General features: G+C 55.7%; 8 protein-coding genes. 2 read left to right on the top strand and 6 right to left on the bottom strand.

Features of this window, described 5'->3' with window-relative positions:
- Positions 1–154: 154 nt before the first annotated feature.
- The 6 genes from NB063_RS28750 to NB063_RS28725 form a co-directional block, all read right to left on the bottom strand.
- Entirely contained in the window at positions 155–3,655 is a 3,501-nt protein-coding gene (locus tag NB063_RS28750; protein WP_250932593.1) for a PVC-type heme-binding CxxCH protein, read from the bottom strand.
- Positions 3,656–4,546: 891 nt separating this feature from the next.
- A complete protein-coding gene (locus NB063_RS28745) occupies positions 4,547–7,111 on the bottom strand; it encodes a cyclic nucleotide-binding domain-containing protein (protein WP_250932590.1) in 2,565 nt (854 codons plus the stop codon).
- Positions 7,112–7,123: 12 nt separating this feature from the next.
- Positions 7,124–8,887, bottom strand: a complete 1,764-nt coding sequence (locus NB063_RS28740) for an NAD(P)H-dependent oxidoreductase subunit E (protein ID WP_250932588.1) — start codon at positions 8,885–8,887, stop codon at positions 7,124–7,126.
- A complete protein-coding gene (locus NB063_RS28735) occupies positions 8,884–10,320 on the bottom strand; it encodes a cytochrome c family protein (RefSeq protein WP_250932586.1) in 1,437 nt (478 codons plus the stop codon). Before NB063_RS28735 ends, NB063_RS28740 begins: the two co-directional genes overlap by 4 nt.
- Positions 10,320–11,984, bottom strand: coding sequence for a cytochrome c3 family protein (locus NB063_RS28730; protein WP_250932629.1), 1,665 nt, complete (start codon positions 11,982–11,984; stop codon positions 10,320–10,322). Before NB063_RS28730 ends, NB063_RS28735 begins: the two co-directional genes overlap by 1 nt.
- 33 nt (positions 11,985–12,017) lie before the next feature.
- Entirely contained in the window at positions 12,018–12,995 is a 978-nt protein-coding gene (locus NB063_RS28725; protein WP_250932584.1) for a hypothetical protein, read from the bottom strand.
- A 274-nt stretch (positions 12,996–13,269) separates the two neighbouring features.
- Here NB063_RS28725 and NB063_RS28720 point away from each other — a divergent pair, with 274 nt between their 5' ends.
- Together NB063_RS28720 and NB063_RS28715 are read left to right on the top strand one after the other, a co-directional pair.
- On the top strand, positions 13,270–15,102 hold the full coding sequence (locus NB063_RS28720) for a hypothetical protein (RefSeq protein ID WP_250932582.1): 1,833 nt from the start codon (positions 13,270–13,272) through the stop codon (positions 15,100–15,102).
- Positions 15,095–16,894: a cytochrome c family protein gene (locus tag NB063_RS28715; RefSeq protein WP_250932579.1), complete on the top strand. Its 1,800-nt coding sequence runs from the start codon at positions 15,095–15,097 to the stop codon at positions 16,892–16,894. The genes NB063_RS28720 and NB063_RS28715 overlap by 8 nt, the downstream gene beginning before the upstream one ends.
- Positions 16,895–17,129 lie beyond the last annotated feature (235 nt).

Genomic DNA, 17,129 nt, shown 5'->3' with positions numbered 1-17,129 from the left:
CGACGCCACGATCCAACGGAAAAGAACGCTTCCAGACCCGATGGGCGGCCGACCGGTTTCATTTTGCTGATACCGGTCGGCGGGAAGTGTCATGCGATCTCGCGTGGCATTTCACACCGCGTCTTCGCAACGTGCAAACGCACGATGACATCGTCTAGCGTTTTCTGACTTCGATGAGGTATTTCATCAGGTCGTCGAACTCTTGCCGGTCGCGAAGTTGTCTCGCCAAGTTTTCTGGCATCAATGAAACTTTCGACTCGATGACTTCTTCGACGTCGTCTTGGTCGATTTTGATCGGTTCGGTCGCAGCCAGATTCCGCAGAACGATTTCATCGTCACTCGTTGAGACACGCACGCCGGTCAAGATCTCACCGTCGATGGTCAGCACGCTGACTTGTGCGAACTCTTTTTCGATCAGCTTCGAGGGGCGAAGGATCGAGTCGACGAGATCTTCGGGTGAGATTTTCCCTGGCATTTTCACCAAGTCTGGCCCCAATCGCGAGGCCCCCGATGGTGGATCGTGACACGCAAAACAGGCGGCTGATGATTCATAGAAAATCTTCTTGCCGCGTTGTGCATTGCCACGCTCGATCGCGAGTTTGGCGAGTTCGACGGGCGAGGCGGCCAGCAGTTCATCCTCAAGTGCTTGGTTGGAGAACTCCTCGACCGCGATGGCAGCGTTCGCTCCGGCGTATTCAGCTTCGAGCGGGTGCTCAGCCAGCAATTCTTCGGGTTTGTAGAACGTCGTGCGGCTGATCGTTTCTTCGCGAACCTTGGTGACGCTCGCCGCACTGACGGGCGACGATTCATTGCCCCAAGTGTTGCGGACGAACGTGAGCACCGCGGCCAATTCCTCGTCTTTGAGCAAGGATCGGAACGCGGTCATCGGTGGGACGCCGCGAGCCGGATCGAAGGTCTTGCCGTGAACAGAGAGTTTGCCCCACAGTCCGTGCAAGGTCAGCTTGATCAAACGTTCTTCGCTGCCGTTGATCCAGGGGCTGTCAACCAGCGACGGATAAACATTCGCGTTGCCTTGTCCGTTCGTCAAGTGACACGTCGCGCAGTGCGATTCACGTTGGTAGATCTCGGCTCCGAGTTGATAGGCTTTGCGGTCGGACCGTTTGAGATGTTTCGGCGCCTTGAACTTAACAAACTCCGATTCTGCAGCGGACGCAAAACTTTGCGCCCCGGTCGCGTCGACGTTCTCCCAGAAATGCTTGACTGTCTTCGCTGCAACCACGGCGTGCTTGACGTCGGAACTCAAGAGCGAGTTGAGCAACTCTTCGTTGCGAGCGCCGTGCTGTTGATGCAACCACAGGGCTTCGAGGAGATGGTGAGCTTCGGTTTCATCGTTCGGGTTGAAATCCTTCATCCACTCGCAAGTCGCGGCGATGACGGCGTCGGAATCACGTGCGCTGAGTTCCACACGCGTGCGGTGGCGAACCCCGTTAACGGGATGTTTGAGGTTGTCGAGCAACGCTTCGATCGGCTCCCCGGCAATTTTGACGGGTTCCTGCAGCGGACGGTCTTTCACGGTCAGACGCACGATGCGGCCGTGAGCGTGATCTCGGTTGGGATCACGAATGTTGTGCTGCATGTGCCCGATGATGGCGTTGTGCCAGTCGGAAACGTATAACGCACCGTCTTCTCCGACGACCGCGTCGGTGGGACGGAAATTACGGTCATCGCTGTTGATCAATTCAAGGCCAGGTGTCCCCCAGACTTCGCCAAACTGCCGCGTTTTGCCATCGCCTTCGCGGTCGAGCGAATATTGCTTGACGCCGAGGAATCCGATCGTGTTGCAGATCAGGAAGTCGTTTTGGATTTCGTCGGGAAAGTGTTGTGAGGACAAAATGGCGTTTGCTGCGACCGGACGAAATTCCTTGGTCAACAGCGTGTGCATTTTAAAACCTTTGCCCTCGGGACGAACCTGATACGACCGGCCGCCAGTGCCGTCGTTGGCATAGCAATAACCCCAGTAGTCAAAACTGGTGCCGTGCGGGTTCGGGCTGTTTGCAGCGTGGGGCGTGATCGCGAACGTGCGAGGGTCGAATCGATACATCCCCGATTCACCGATCGTCAGGTTTTGTTTCCAAGGGGTCTCATGGTTGTGGACCAAGAAAATACCGCTTTGCCAATAGATCCCACCGTCGGGGCCATAGATCAAATTGTTGGCCGCGTGGTGCGTGTCGGAGGTTCCGAGACCTTGCAGCAACGGGTATCGCAGGTCGGCGACGTCGTCACCATCGGTGTCTTTGAGGAACAACAGGTCCGGCCCTGAGGTGACGATCACGCCACCGCCCCAAAATTCAAAACCGAGCGGGTTGTGAACGTGTGCAAAGATTTTTCGTGAATCGGCTTTGCCGTCTTTGTCGGTGTCCTCAAGAATCATGAGGCTGTCTTTGAGTTCCGTACCCGGTTCCCATTTGGGATACGAGTTCCAACTGGCAACCCACAGCCGACCTTTGGCGTCGACTTGCATCTGAACAGGGTTGGCCAAGTCGGGGAACTGAACTTCCGATGCGAATACGTTGAGTTGGTAACCGTCGGGAACATTCATCAACGCGATCGACTCTTCGGGCGACAGATAATCGATGTTGCCCTCTTTTTGGGCGTTCGAACTTCTGCTGCCACCGCCGATATTCGAGATGACTTTCACCGGTGGCGGAACGTTACTGTCGTCGACGACATGTTCTTTGCCTTCGGCGGCTGCCCAAATCGCTTCGTCGCGGTTTGCCGTCATCACGTCGAGCATGACGAGTTCGTGTTTGAGCACGTCCGCATTGCTTTGCCCGTCGACAAAGGTAAGCGTCGAGCGGCTGCCCCAGATGTCGTTTCCATCGGTCGCGTGGTAGCGGTTGTGCCAGTGCCAATTCTTATCTTTGACGGCTGCATAGATGTCCGCCATCGTGTCGTCGACCTGTGTCGGTTTGCCGAGCAAGGCGGCAGCGATGATTTCGGCGAGCTTCTCGTAGCCCTTGGCGTTGAGGTGGATCCCGTTGATGGTCAGCCGTTCGTTGGTGGACGCGAACAGTTGTAGCGTCGGTGTGAACAGATCGACAAACGTCATGCCAGTGTCTTCTGCCGCTTGGCGGGTCGCCTCGGTGTAGATCGCGAGGTTCGCGTTGAGTTCCAAACCATCGGGCAAGTGCCGGTCGCCGGTGTTTTGGTAAGCGATCGGGCTAAAGAGCACAAAGCGAACGTCTTCGCCTTGCTCGCGTCGCAGGACGGTGTAGCGATCGACTAACTTCACCAGCTCAGCTCGATAGGCGTCAGCGCCATTGGGGCCGGCGAATGATTCGTTGTATCCGTAGAAGCTGAACACCACGCTCGGGGCGACGTGTTGCAGGTACTCGTCGTCGTTAGTGAACCCTTTGCTGCGTGGTTTCTTGTTGACCATGTCTCCCGAAAAACTCATGTTTCGGAATCGGACATTCATTCCTTCCAATTCGCTTTGCAGCACCGTTTCGACCCACGGATCGTGCTGCATTCGATCGGCGAGTCCGTTGCCGTACACGGCGACGACATCGTTTTTCTCAAAACGGAACGGTTCGGCCGCAAAGGCAAACGGAGAAACAACGAATACAGAGAGAACAGAAGCGATCCAAAGCAGAGGGGACCGTTCCTGAAGTAAAACGCGAGAAATGCGAGTCATATTCCGAACTGTAGGTAGGTGGGGTGGCGGCGGCCGAATCACGCGATCAATGTCGCAGACTGGCGCCAGAAGGTGGGAGGGCAGGCGTGACGAGCGTCACCACCTGAAAGTCGGTTTGCATGAGTATAGACGAAAAAAAACGCAACACACTGCCCGTCCCAGCCCTAAACACGCATAACCGCAAATTGACCAACGCTACCTCACTACCGCCAGGAACCCGCAACCGTGAAATCAGCGATACGCTATCGCCTAGTCAGTATTCAAAAACGGCGTAGGATCGGACGGCTTGTGGTATTCCGCTTAGTCTTTTAGCGGCAGTACGCGAGCCCTCCGGTCCAGCCAACCCTTAAGTTCTGGTTCGAAGAAGCTCTCGCTGGACAACGCGAGTTTCTGGCCGATATATTGGGTTTTCGCCTCTCACGTAGCTGAGCCTCTTCGACGATCTGAAAGCGTATAACGCCCGCAAATCTCGGTCTCGGGGGACGTCGATTGTATTACTGAAGGATTTCAAATGTAGCGGAACGGCGCGAGCCGTCCGGTGACTCGGGACCGGACGGCTTGCGCCGTTCCGCTAAAAAAGGCACTAAAACAATCAGCGTCTCGGAGAGACCGAACTACGTGAAAGGTGACGCTGGCCAGCTAACCCATTCCTAACGCCAAACGCTGATGCCGATTTCTCGATTATGGCAGGCGAGTAGTTAACAGACGCGGTGACGTATGTTTATTCACAGGGTCGGTGTTGGCTCGGAAGTTTGCCCGGATCGGTTAAATGTTAACGATCATACGTATCGCGATCATGTTTTGGCCATCGCTACGAGTTGTGCCCGCGGTTGCCCATTCATCGACAAGGTGAGCGTTGACAACAGCTGTTCCGGAAAAATTCCCTGCGACCTACTTCGTCTGAGATTGACGTGAGGTGATTTCGTAAAGTTCTGGGCCTGTCATTCGGAAGGCGGCATCGTGGGGGCAGGCGTAGACGCAGCTCGGTGTTCCATCAATGCTCCTGCACAGATCGCATGTCGTCGCACGTTGTTGGACGACCGCCTTTTTGCTGCCGTCACGTCGTGTTTGATACACGGTTTGTAATCGGCCTTTTTCATCGACTTCCTGTTTGGGGAACCCGTGCATGTTGATGTTGCCGTAGGGACAGTTGTCGGCGCACAGCCCGCAGCCGATACAGTAGTCTTCGATCGCAATTTCGAGGGAGTCACCATTACGGTGAATGGCGTCGACGGGACAGCCGACGAGACAATACGGATCCATGCACGAGCGACAACTGCTCGCGACCAAAAACTTGTCAAATCGCAAGCCGTCACGAACGAGACGCGTCACTCCATCGTGGGTATCCGCGCAGGCTTTGGTGCACTCATCACAACGGGTGCATCGTTCGAGGTCGAGCACGAGCAGGCTTTGCGCTAAATACAGTCCCTGCTCCAAGAAGTCTTCCGCTTGAACTTCCTGAAGTTGTCGCCGTGACTGGACATCTCGTTTGAGAAGTTCTCCAACGGTTTGAATCATCGACGCTCGGATTGTCGGAAATTTGCGAACGAGCTCACGGAAATGCTTTCCGCGGATTCGAATCAGTTCAACGTGATCGAGCGCTGTGCAAGTCGCGGTGCGGGCGCCCGGTTGGATGTCGGTACCCAGTTCTTCGGCGAACATGCGACCGAGGTCACCCAGCAAACCGATTTCACCAAAGGCGTTGCCCGGCGCAAGGTAGTTCAGGACGCGCTCGTCTCCTTTGAACTGTTGGGTGATTTTGACAAAACCGAGCCGCGTGACGTAATAATTGTCCGCCGGATCACCCTGACGGAAGATTACCTGACCGGGATCGACCGAGATCAGGTCGACGCGGTCACGAAGCGCTTCGGCAACACGTTTGCGATCTTCCTGGCTCAACGATTCCAGAATCGGCAACGACATCAATTGGTTTTGTAGCGAGCGTTTTCGATAAACGTGGTCGAGTATCTCGCGACTGACCTCGTTTCGCTGGAGCATGTAGAGGACATTGCGTTTGATCTCGAGAACTTCGGCAGGCTTGGTTGCGACCACGGTCGCTGAGCGTGGGTAGCGATTCAAGCATGTCATCTCGCCCAGGATCACGTCTTCGGCGTTGACGAGAATCCGTTGGTCTTCATCGATCGCGACTCCTGAAAGATCGGACAAGTGGGCCCGTCCACCAACGGCTTCGACGACCGTTTTGAGACCACCGAGCCAGCCCCAGATTCCGTCGGCGCGTCGATTACGTACGGCCCCGCGTGCGGTGCTGAGAAAGACTTCGAATTCGCCTCTCAAGATCACGAACGCTGTCGAGCCATATTCGCCTTCGGTGCAGAGCGTCTGACCAGGGGTCAACGTGCGGCGAACGACAGCGGCCCCGTTGAACTGAAGAAACTTGTATGGAATGCCTTGGAACAGAGGATACTGGACGAGGTCGTCTGCGGTAACGATCTCGCCGTCGCTGCCATCTTCCAGCAGGTCGTCTTTGACACGTTTGATTTGCGTTTCAATAAACGAGGGTTGAAACTGCAACGCGCCGGTCGGGCAACTGACAGCACATTCCCCGCACGAAACACATGAGCTTTGTCCCATCGGATCGTTCAAGTCGAAGGCTATCTGGGTTTCATAGCCTTTGCCGGATTTACCAATGACGTGATTGAGTTTAATACCGCTGCATCCTCGGATACAGCGGCTGCAAAGGATGCACTCGTCATGATTGACGGCGATCATTTGGCTACTGAGATCTTTCCCTCGCGAGCTCTTGGATGGTTCGAAACGCGATTGCTTAACGCCTAAGCGATTGGCGACGTCCACCAGCTCATTATTGATTTTCGCCGATTCCGAGGCAGCGTCCTTGCTGGGGGCGTGATCGGCAATCAACAGCTCCACGATTGTCGAGGCGGCCCGACGGACCCGTTCGGCCGCGTCGGTGTCGTTGCGGCTGCTTACCGTATTGACGATCATCCCATCGGTGACACGCTGGACACAGGATGGAACCAATTTGCTGCGTGAGCCCCGGCGTGTCATCTCCGTGACCTCGACCATGCAGACGCGGCACACTCCGACTGGAGGCAAGTGTTCTTTGTGACAGAGGGTTGGGATCGGGTGAGCTTGGCCCGGGCGAGTTACAAATGCCGTTGAGGTCGCGTCATAAATCGTCGTCGGTCGGGGGATGGGAGTGCCGTCGTTGTCTCGCAGTACTTTGCCCTGGGAGTCTCTTTTGGGGACCGCAACCGGAACCGTTACGGGCGTACCATCAATCGTCAAAGTGACCGTTTCATCGAGCTCCGCCGCGGTGACCTTCTCGACTCGAACGAGGTGCCCGTCAAAGTCGCGCGCAAAAAGAGCCTCGTCGTCAATCCGCACTTCCGTGTTGAGCAGCGACGGCAACGCCATGGAAAGATCGATGCCGGTTGACGAAAAAGGATCCGGTTTCGGTGTGTCTGATGAATTCATCGCGAGGACCTTTTATCGTTTGCGGCAAGCATCTTCAGCCAGATGTGGAAAGTATTTTAAGAAGGATTGCAGCGGATTGCTTGCGACTTGACCGAGCCCACAAATACTGGTGGCTTGCATGACAGCGGACAGTTCCATGATAACGGGGTACATCGTCGTGAGTTCATTCGCATCGACATCGGCCGCCAATAACCGTTCGCCCATGTCGGTGATCTTTTTCGAACCGAGGCGGCAGGGAACACACTTGCCGCAGGACTCGTTGCGGTAGAAACGGCTGTTCGCGACCGCTTCGGCCAGTAAGTCGCACTTATCACCGTAAACGACGATTCCTGCTCCGAGCATGTAACCCAAGACCCGTGAGACTTGGATGTCGAGAGGCAGGTCACGGATATCGATGTGGGTGACGGAACTGTCGATGCAGTTTTCCAGGCCACGCCTGTTGAGGTGCTCGATGGGAATCTTTGCTGGTAGAAGCCCGCCTGAAGGACCGCTGAGCGCCACCGCGGCGATTGCTTGGCCATCCAACATGCCCTGGCAGTGCGTGTCGATTAACTCACCCAGCGTGATGCCCGTCGCGACTTCGTACACTCCCGGTCTTTTCACATCACCGCTGATCGAAAACAGCCGTTTGCCTTTGATGGATTCGCCCAGGTCTCGCGTCATCGGCCCCGTTCGCTCTCCTTGGCTCGCGAACCAATCTCCGGAGTCCTTAAGAATAGCTGGCACCCAGGCGAACGTTTCAACATTCGAGAGCAGCGTTGGTTGATCATGCAATCCGTTGGTCATCAATTCAGGAGGCCGGTTTCTAGGTTCGGCTCGCTTGTTTTCCATCGCTTCGATCAACGCGGTTTGCTCACCACAGATGTACCCGCCAGGGCTGGGGAACACCTCGAGCTTCATGCTCGACTTGGAGTTAAAGATACCGGTGCCTAGAGCACCGAGTTCTTCGGCACGCTTGATCTCGGCGCGGCATCGTTCGATTTGTTCGGGATATTCGTGGCGGACGTAGATCCATCCTTGGTTCGCCCCGACAACCAACCCCGCCAGAATCATTCCCTCGATGACGGTGTGGGGCGCCGCCAGCAGAATGTCACGGTCTTTAAAGGTGCCCGGTTCACTTTCGTCCGCGTTGCAGACAACATATTTTTGGTTGTTCGAGGCTTTCGCTTCGCGAACGTCAGACCATTTGAGGTAGGCACGTCCACCCGCTCCACCCATGCCGAGCAAGCCGGCTTTTTCGAGAGCCGCGATGACTTCGTCGGGGGTTCCGCCCTTGGTCACGTATCGACGAACGATGTCATATTTGCCTTCGCCGCCATAGGGATCGATGTCCCACTTCCCTTGATTGGGCTTGGCAGTGTCCCAGTCACTATCGGAAGGCGTTTTGCGATCGTTGATACCCGCAAGGACGGCATCCTCGATACGACGACCGTTGACGCACGCGTACAACTTTTCGTTGATCATCGCGGCGGGGGCGCGATCACATCGTCCCAGGCACGAGACGCCGCGGACTTCGACGTGGTCTCCGAACTGGTTCTTCGCCCATGCCGACAATTGTTCGACCATTGGAACGGAGCCGCGTAGATGGCACGCCATGTCTCGGCAGACATCCACGACGACCTTGGGTGGTGGCGATGTCCGAAAGTGCGGGAAAAACGAAACAACCTCATTGACTCGATAAAGTGGGACGTTGCACTCTTGAGCAATTTCCACAAGATCAGAACGCGTCAGGTAACCACGCTGATGTTGTCGTTCGTGCAATGCAGGGATAATCATGGTGAAGGACTAGTTGGCGGGGCTGGTTGTTTGGCACTGGGTGACGACCCAAACATCGCGAGGACCTCGCGTTGAAAGGCTTTGGTGTCGAATTTGTAGGGGGAATTTGCTGAGCCCGCGTCGGACGACGGGACATTGGCGTCAAACCGCAATAGCTTTTGCAGTTGAGGTAATTTGGCGGCGAATTGTTTGGCTAAAGCCACGGTTTGCCGGCGACGAGAGAGATCGTCGACGACGGCTTCGATTTGGAGATAGGCGATTGCCGCTTCGTGCCAGTCGACAGGTGGCCGGCGCCGCAATAAATCGGTGATCTCGCCGAGCGACGCGGTGGGCGAAGGTGGTTGTTTGCCCGCTTGCTCGGCTTTGGCTAAGTAATAGCGAGCCACCTTACGTCCAGCGGTTTCCAATTTCTTGGGATCGTTGCGATGGGGAGACAGCGCAATGAGGTATTCGGGGGAGTCTCGGAAATCGAGTTGTGAAATAGAGTACCACGCATTCCAGACAGGCAACCCATCGCTGATGTGCAAAGGGGAACGATTGAGATCACGGGCGGGTAAATTGTAGGACGCCGTGGTGAGGGCTTGATGACATGCAAAACAGTCGTAGTCTGCGAGTTCTGGCCACGGAACCGAACGGGAGTTGCGAAGGTGTGCGCTCGCACGCTCCGCGGACAGCGCCGCCGCGGCGGCCAATCCGATCGCACGTCCGACATTGCGAACCCGAACGGACGAAGCGTCAAATTCTCGTTCGGAGACAGTGTTGGCATCCCAGTGCTTGGGGAGGTTTTGATGATAGATCAACAGGTCGAAACGGAGGGCGGGGTGACCCGCCGCAATCAAATCATGATTCATGTCGCGCACCAATCCGTCTTTTGTTCTTGAACCGATATGACAGCGAACACAGTTTTGCGCCCGATCCAGAATCGATTTGGTTTCTCGGAACCCGGTTTGAGTGCGATTCGTCCGAGTCGACCATGAAGTTTGAACATGTTGATCGAGCCAACCGCTGGCTGCCCCGTGACACGTTTCGCACGAGACCCCATTACCGATGATCGCAGGAGGAATTTCCCCGATCGGGTCGCACTCTTCCGCTTGGACGGTTGCATGACAGGAGATGCATCGGGTACGCAAGACGTTGTGATACGCCGTCTCTGAGGTTTGAGATTTCGGATCGAGTCTGGCGACGATTCGTCGTGAGTCGTCATCGAGCAGCAGCAGACCGGCCATCGCGTGGGGATCGTTGACACGATGCATCGAGAGCGACTTGGTCCACGCAGGTGCGTTGACGGTCGTGCCGCCGTGACATGTGGACGTGGCACAGGACTCGGCGCCAACTGCGGTAAAGCCTCGATCGCGAGGGAGTTCGTTCTCGTCACCATACGAAAGCGGTGAGAGAAGAGTCGCAACGATCGGGAGGACTAGCCAGCGACGCACTAGAAGGCCTCCGATTGCGAAGTTACCGGCGGTGAAACGGTGTGAGACTTTGGCGTCGGCGAGTGATAGCGGTGACACAAAATGCATTCGTCCGAAGCCCACGTCGGCATCATCCCGATCAAGTCCGCTGCACTTTGTTCGCTTAAAACTGTCGTTGTGCCAGCGAGTTCTAACGTCCGCGTGATCAACTCCTCTGGCGTGGGAGTATCGGCAGGACGGTGACAACCCTGGCAACTTTCGATGCCCGCGATGAGTACTTTTTCGTGATCGTCGGTGACGAGTTCCGACTGTGGCAACGTGCGAGATTTGGGATAGGCGTCCGCGTGGCAAAACCGACAATCAATCAAGCGATGGGCTGCGTGATCGTACAAGCCCCGCCGAAGCCAGCGTGTCGGAATCATTGCGGTGGTATTGGACGAAGTGGATGCCAAAATCGCGTCGTCGGCGAGCGATTCGCTGAAGTGACACGTTAGGCATTGCTTTCGAACGAGTTCCTCGGCTGCAGCAATTTCTTCGTCGGTGACCCGCCATTCCGATTGATGCGAAGATGGTTCGCCGATCCCTGGAGGAAGCGTTTTCTTGGAATTGTCTCGTCGCTGGCGGGACGTGCCGGTTGCTCTCGATCCGTCGATCGTTGCGGCAATCTGGGTTCGCATCGCCGTTGGTGACACGGCATGGGGAAGTCGCAGCGGATCGTCTGTCGAGCTGATAACGCCGGGCGAGATGGCATGACAGGCAACGCAGTGCTTTTCAAAGTCGATCGGCGTCATCGAGCGACCGAGCAGCTCGATATCGACCGATTTCAAATTCGTCCCCAGCCCATCGATCACGGTTTGGCCGACGATTTCGTGACAACTTTGACAATTCAGTTGGACCAAGTCGGTCGGTTTTTGATTCTCTAACGAGTAGCGGACGCGGTCGCTCGGTGAGAGACGATCGAGAGTCATTCCGCCCTTGGCGTCGATACCGACCTGTCCGGGCATCATGTGCAGGTCATGACTGAATCGGATTCGTCCCGCATCACCTGTTTTCAACGAAGCGAAATCGCCGTGATCGACCTCGTTAAACGCGGTCACCGATTTGTTAATCGTCGGGGCGTTGTTGGTGACTGATGTCAGATCGTCATGACAGGTTGCACAGCGTTTTCGTGATATGCGAGTCAAATCAAAATCGCGGCCCTGGTGCGGTTGGTGGCACCAAGAACAATTTTGGTCTTTCGCGGCGAACTGGGCCGTCATTTGGTCACGGTTGTGATTGCCGGCGAAGTGACACTTCTGACAGGCATCTTCCAAGTGTTTCCGCGACACATCCGAATTGACACCGATCAGCGGAAGCCAATCCGACGGAGCGTTCGCATCCATCGGTGTGAAGTCAGAGTGGCAAACATGACAATCACGTTCGAACGACGCGTGGGATAGCGACAGGGGGCCGGTATTGAAGTGTCGTTGAAGTACCTGTCCCAGCGTCTGGCTACCGGCAGAAACCTTGATCGGCGAAGCACTCGAAGCCGCTAACAGGAAATAAACGAGGTAGATCGCATACGTGCCGGCAAACAGAAGACTCAGCAAGATGCAAAGTCGTCTCCATCGATCCAATCCGGTTCGACGCTTGTAATAGTCGATTTGAATCCGTTGCGAGCGTTGTTTGCCCGTGGGACTTTGCACCGAATTCAAGGGTCATCTCCGCGAAAAGAAGGACTACCAGTACTTTAACGCCGTCCAGATGTGGACGACTAAAAGAACTGAGACGGAAACGGACAGCCCGATATGTAAAGGTAGCCACGCATGAAGCCAGCGGTGAACGACGGCCTGCGTGTCAAACTGCCGTCGTTGGTCACAAAGTTCTTCCAGTGCATCGATCACGCCGTGGCTGTCTGCGCCGCAATCCTTTCGTAGCCGGTTGAACCAAATCGACGCCTCACGGCGATCCGTTACGGGACTGGTCACCGTGCCCCCTTCGATGAGGAAATCCTCAATGTTGTCAAAGGCCGTCCAGAGTCGGTCTCGGTCGTCTCGACTGTCGTTCACCAGTTTGGTCTGCAGGGTTCGACCCGACGTTCTGCCTTTTCCGGCTTGGCGAACGGCACCAATCACGATCGTTTGCGTTAGCGAAAGATCCATCTCTTCCATGTCGAGTTGCGATACGTCGAGCATGGTGCGGCGCTGTCCACACGATGCGATCAGCATCCGTTTGGCATCTTCGGCGGCGAGCTCGGCGACATGATCGATTTGGCTGTAGATCGTCTCGGCAGGTAAGTTTCGCAGCAGCCATTTGGGCAAGATATTTTGTATCGCCCAACCGTAGACACCACTGAAAATGGTGAGCGCGAACAGGATCATCAGCGTCGCGGGTAGAAAGCCACCTAAATGAAATCCCGAGTGAAGGATGGCAAGTGGAAAGGATGCCAAACCGATCCAAAGGTGCGCGGCTAACCAATATTTCGTTGGGAAAAGCCGCAGCCGTCGCAGAAGTTTGCGGGGCCACAGCAGCATTTCGAAAGCGATGATCGCAGCGGCAATCACGCCGCATGCCAACCCGACCGTGCTTCCGCCGCCGAGCCACTGTTCGGCGTTCCTGGAATCGACGACGTACCAGACGGCACAACCTATCACCAAAACTAATGCGAGAAACGCAAACGGCAGGTGAAGTCGAATTTGATTTCGTTGCAGTAACAACTGAGTGAGCCAGATAAATCTTGGGATAAGAACGCGGCGATGCTCGATTCAACTATTCTGAGTTGAGCGTCCGTCCCTGAATAGACATTTGTATCTTGAAAAGGAGGGCGTTCCAACACCCTGGACGAGGTAATTGGCGCGATTGTGCGAATTCTGGTGTCTTTGCGGCAACCAGATAGCGGGTTCGAACTACCTTAGCAGGAGTTCATCAGAACGTTTTGCCGATGCGACAAAAACCTCCTGAGCGTCGGGAATTCTCCTAGGAACTATGGCGATGGCATTTTCTCTAAACACGTTTTGGCGACTGTTGCTGATTTCGGTAGCTTCGTTGAATGCGATTTTCGTAATTGGCATGGGAGGAGGACGGTGTTCGGCGCAAGATCACTTCATCGCTCGCAATTTGGATCATCTGAACAGCCCGCTGCTCCGCAAAGATTTAAAAATCGTGGGGGCGCAGTCTTGTGCCTCGGCGAGTTGTCATGGCGGCCCACGACCCGCCGTCGTTCAGCCGCGAGTGTCGCGCGGGAACGAGTATCCCTTGTGGGTCGAGAACGATCCTCATTCGCAAAGTTGGCGAACATTCTGTAGCGATGAGAGCGTCGCTATGATGCGGCGATTGAGAATCCTGGACGACTCAGGAGCGGTCATTGACCAGGCCGGGTATGACAATTGTCTTGCCTGCCATAATTCGACGCCACGGTATCACGACCCACATCAAGGTAGCGAATTCGCTGCTTCGTATGCGAGTCGCCATTACGAATCCGCATCGTTCAAGCGTGAAGGCGTCGGCTGTTCGGCGTGTCATGGTCCGTCTGAGCGGTGGATAGGAACTCACTTTCAAGACCATTTTGATCCGGAGTACGCAGTAGCCGACGGGTTCGTGAACGCACAAGATTTGCTGACGCGAGCAAGAATGTGTGCGACGTGTCATGTCGGTGATCGAGATCGTGACATGAATCATGATTTGATCGCGGCAGGACATCCGGCGCTGCGGTATGAGTTCACCACGTACCACAATCGCCAGCCCAAGCATTGGCGGGACACCGAAGCAAGAGCGGCTTGGCGGTACGAAGCCCAGCTGTGGCTCGCCGGGCAGATTGCAGCCATGGACGCTTCGCTTTCGCTGCTCGTCGAACGCGCCCAGTCGGAAGTTCGCGACAACAGCATGAAAGTGAGTCAGTGGCCTGAATTGGCTGTCTACGACTGTGCCGCCTGCCATCACACGTTGGGTTTCGCCAATGAACGACGTCCTGACCGACCCGAGGGGCGATTCCCGGGCGGACCGATGGTTTCGTCGTGGAATGATATCGGGATACGGTGGATGCTCAATTACCGGATGCGGACCGGAGCCGCGGTTGATGACGATTTCAGTTTGTTGGCGTCCATCGATCAACTCCGGTCCACATTGCATTCCGAATCGGTTGCTGATGCCGATGTTGTCGCTGCGACTGCTGTCGGCGCACGAGCCGCGCTGGCCAAATGGGTGGATCAAGTTTATGCGGTCGAACGTTTTGAATTTGAGGCAAGCGAACTGGCTCAACTGGTCACGATGGCCGCCGGTAATGAGGAAACCTACAGCAGTTGGGAATCGACTGCCCAGTATTATTTAGCTGCCGCAGCCGCTCGCAATGCATGGCCAAGCGGAGCATCGGGGCCCGCGTTTTTAGTTGCCAATCGATTGAGATCCGGATTACGCTATGCGGAGCGGACCACCACCCCTCATTTTGCGGAACGCGTTCCTGAGATTGGTGACGAGCCCAAATCAACAATGAGTCGGTCGGAAGCCGCCATGGTTGCGGTTGAACTCGCTGCTTGGCTCGGACCTGTCGAACGGCCGGACCTGAGTGAATGGGAAACCGATCGTGATCAAATCAATCTGATACATAGCGAACTCCAGTCGGTGATCAGACGCGTCAACGAAAACATCGCGAAACGGCGTGCTGAACGATCGGAAGAGTCAGAGAAAAACGTAACTCCGCAACCGGACAATCGGCCGCAACGTGATGACGAACCCGCCCCGAAACCACGCGTTAAATCACGTCAAGAACTGCTCGAAGAGCTCCGTCTCAGAAGGGCGAACGAAGCGGATCCGTTTAACGATGATTGATCCGCGTCAATGTTCGAAGTTTGCTGGCCGATGGCGTTCGGTAAACGTTGCCGTTTGCGGCGGACTCCTGCTCGGCGGGATCTTGCTGAGTTCGGTTCCGGTTGTGAACGCCCAGGACGCGCCTTCGATCGAGCAGCGACTGAGCGATCCTGTGTACATGACGTGGGTGTCGGAGCCGGCGGTAGCTGCCTGCATCCAATGTCATTTCGACGGCCCTGGACTAGCGGAAATTGCGTCGGGCCAATCCGGTCAACTCAACGCGTTCAGTCGTCGACAAGAAATGGACGCTTGGGTCAGTCAAGACAAACACACCATCGCCCGTCGCCGCGTGGAACCTTTGGCCGAGAAAGATCTCGAGACCGACCTGTTAGATCTGTACGATCGCATGCAAACCCGCACCGATGAGGTCGTTGCCGCTTACCGCCGGAAAGGGATTCGGCTCGACGCCAATCAAATCGGTTTGACTGAGGTGCCCAAGGAGTGGATCGGAACGAGTAATGTTCTCAGTCGACGTATCTGTGACAAGTTGTGGGGCGAGGGGGCTGTGGAATCGCCGGAAGGATATGCCCAATTTCGAGAGGCTTGTTTGACGTGTCATGGGGGCGTGACCGGTGAAGAAACCCGAGGCGAAGGCGTGTTGACCAAGAACGCGATTGGCATCGATTGCTTGTATTGCCACCAGGAAGGTACGCAAGTCGCTTGGCAGAAAAAGCATTTCGATAGTGACTCGTGGCGTCTTTCCTCACCCGAGGCAAAACGTTCGTCGGGCATGACCGATTTGGTCAACACGGCCAATCAAGCGTCACTGTGTCTCGATTGTCATGTGGGCAATCGTGAGCGAGGTATGTTTGTGACGCACCAGATGTACGCGGCGGGACACCCGCCATTGCCATCGGTTGAGGTGCAAACGTTTTGCGAACAAATGCCGCAACACTGGCAATCGCCGTCGACGTTGTATGAAAACCTCGGCGAAGACTCTTCGCGTGAGCCGTACTTCGAGATCAACTATCCCGGTGTCGTTGGTCGCGATGCCGAGTTGGCCGGAAAGACTCACTGGGATACCCGCAAAGTGTTCATCGGGGCTCTCGTGGCCCGCCGAAAAGCGGTGCAGTTGATGGTTCAATTGGCGCAGACGGATGATTGGGGTGACTATGCACTCTATGATTGCGCCGCCTGTCATCATGAGCTGCAAACCGAAAGCAGGCGACAACAACGCTACTTGACTTCGTCGCAGCCAAGCACTCCTGGACGCCCTCGCCAGCACGAATGGCAGAATGTGCTGCTGGACGTCGCCTACCGGCTCGGAGGAAAGGTGAGCTATGAGAAGATCGAGCGTTTGGAAAGAGCATTAGAACGATCGTTCGATGAGCAACCTCTTGGAGCGGCGGATTCCGTTTCCCAAGTGGGAAGTCAGCTCATTGACGAGATCGACAAATTGATTGATGTCGTTCAGACCCGCGCGTTCAACGAATCATTGACTCGCGTGGCGTTGAAAGTGATCGCGGAAACCGACGGTTCACGCCTGTTGACCTACGACGCGGCTCGGCAGGCTGTATGGGCCGTGGACGTGATGACGCAGGAGCTGCAACGTGTCAACGGATCCGTATCCGATTCGGTCAAGGCCACCGTTAGTCAATTGCACGAAACTGAATTGACCGGTTTGGACACGGACCTTCCTTCGGGGCGAAAGCAATTCATCTATCCCGACTACCTCGGGGTGGAGCTCAAGCGGCGAGCCCAGTTTAATCCCGACGCGCTGGTCGATTTGCTGCATCGTTTGGGAAACGAATAGGCCCACGCTAACGTTTGAGTATTCAAGCTATCCAAACGTGAATAGTGGATTGTCGACACTAAAACATGATGCGACACCGGACGGCTCGCGGGCTGTTGTTTTTGTGAGCCGACGGCGCTAGCCGCGGGCCTAACGGCTAGTACGTGCCCATTGGAGGCCCGCAGCTAGCGCTGTCGGCTCACTCATTTTTGCGAAACGCCTAAAACAACAGCCCGCTCGCGCCGTTCCGCTAAAA

The sequence above is a fragment of the Aporhodopirellula aestuarii genome (assembly GCF_023701485.1).
GTDB lineage: Bacteria > Planctomycetota > Planctomycetia > Pirellulales > Pirellulaceae > Rhodopirellula > Rhodopirellula aestuarii.
This window is presented reverse-complemented; position numbering and strand designations above follow the sequence as displayed.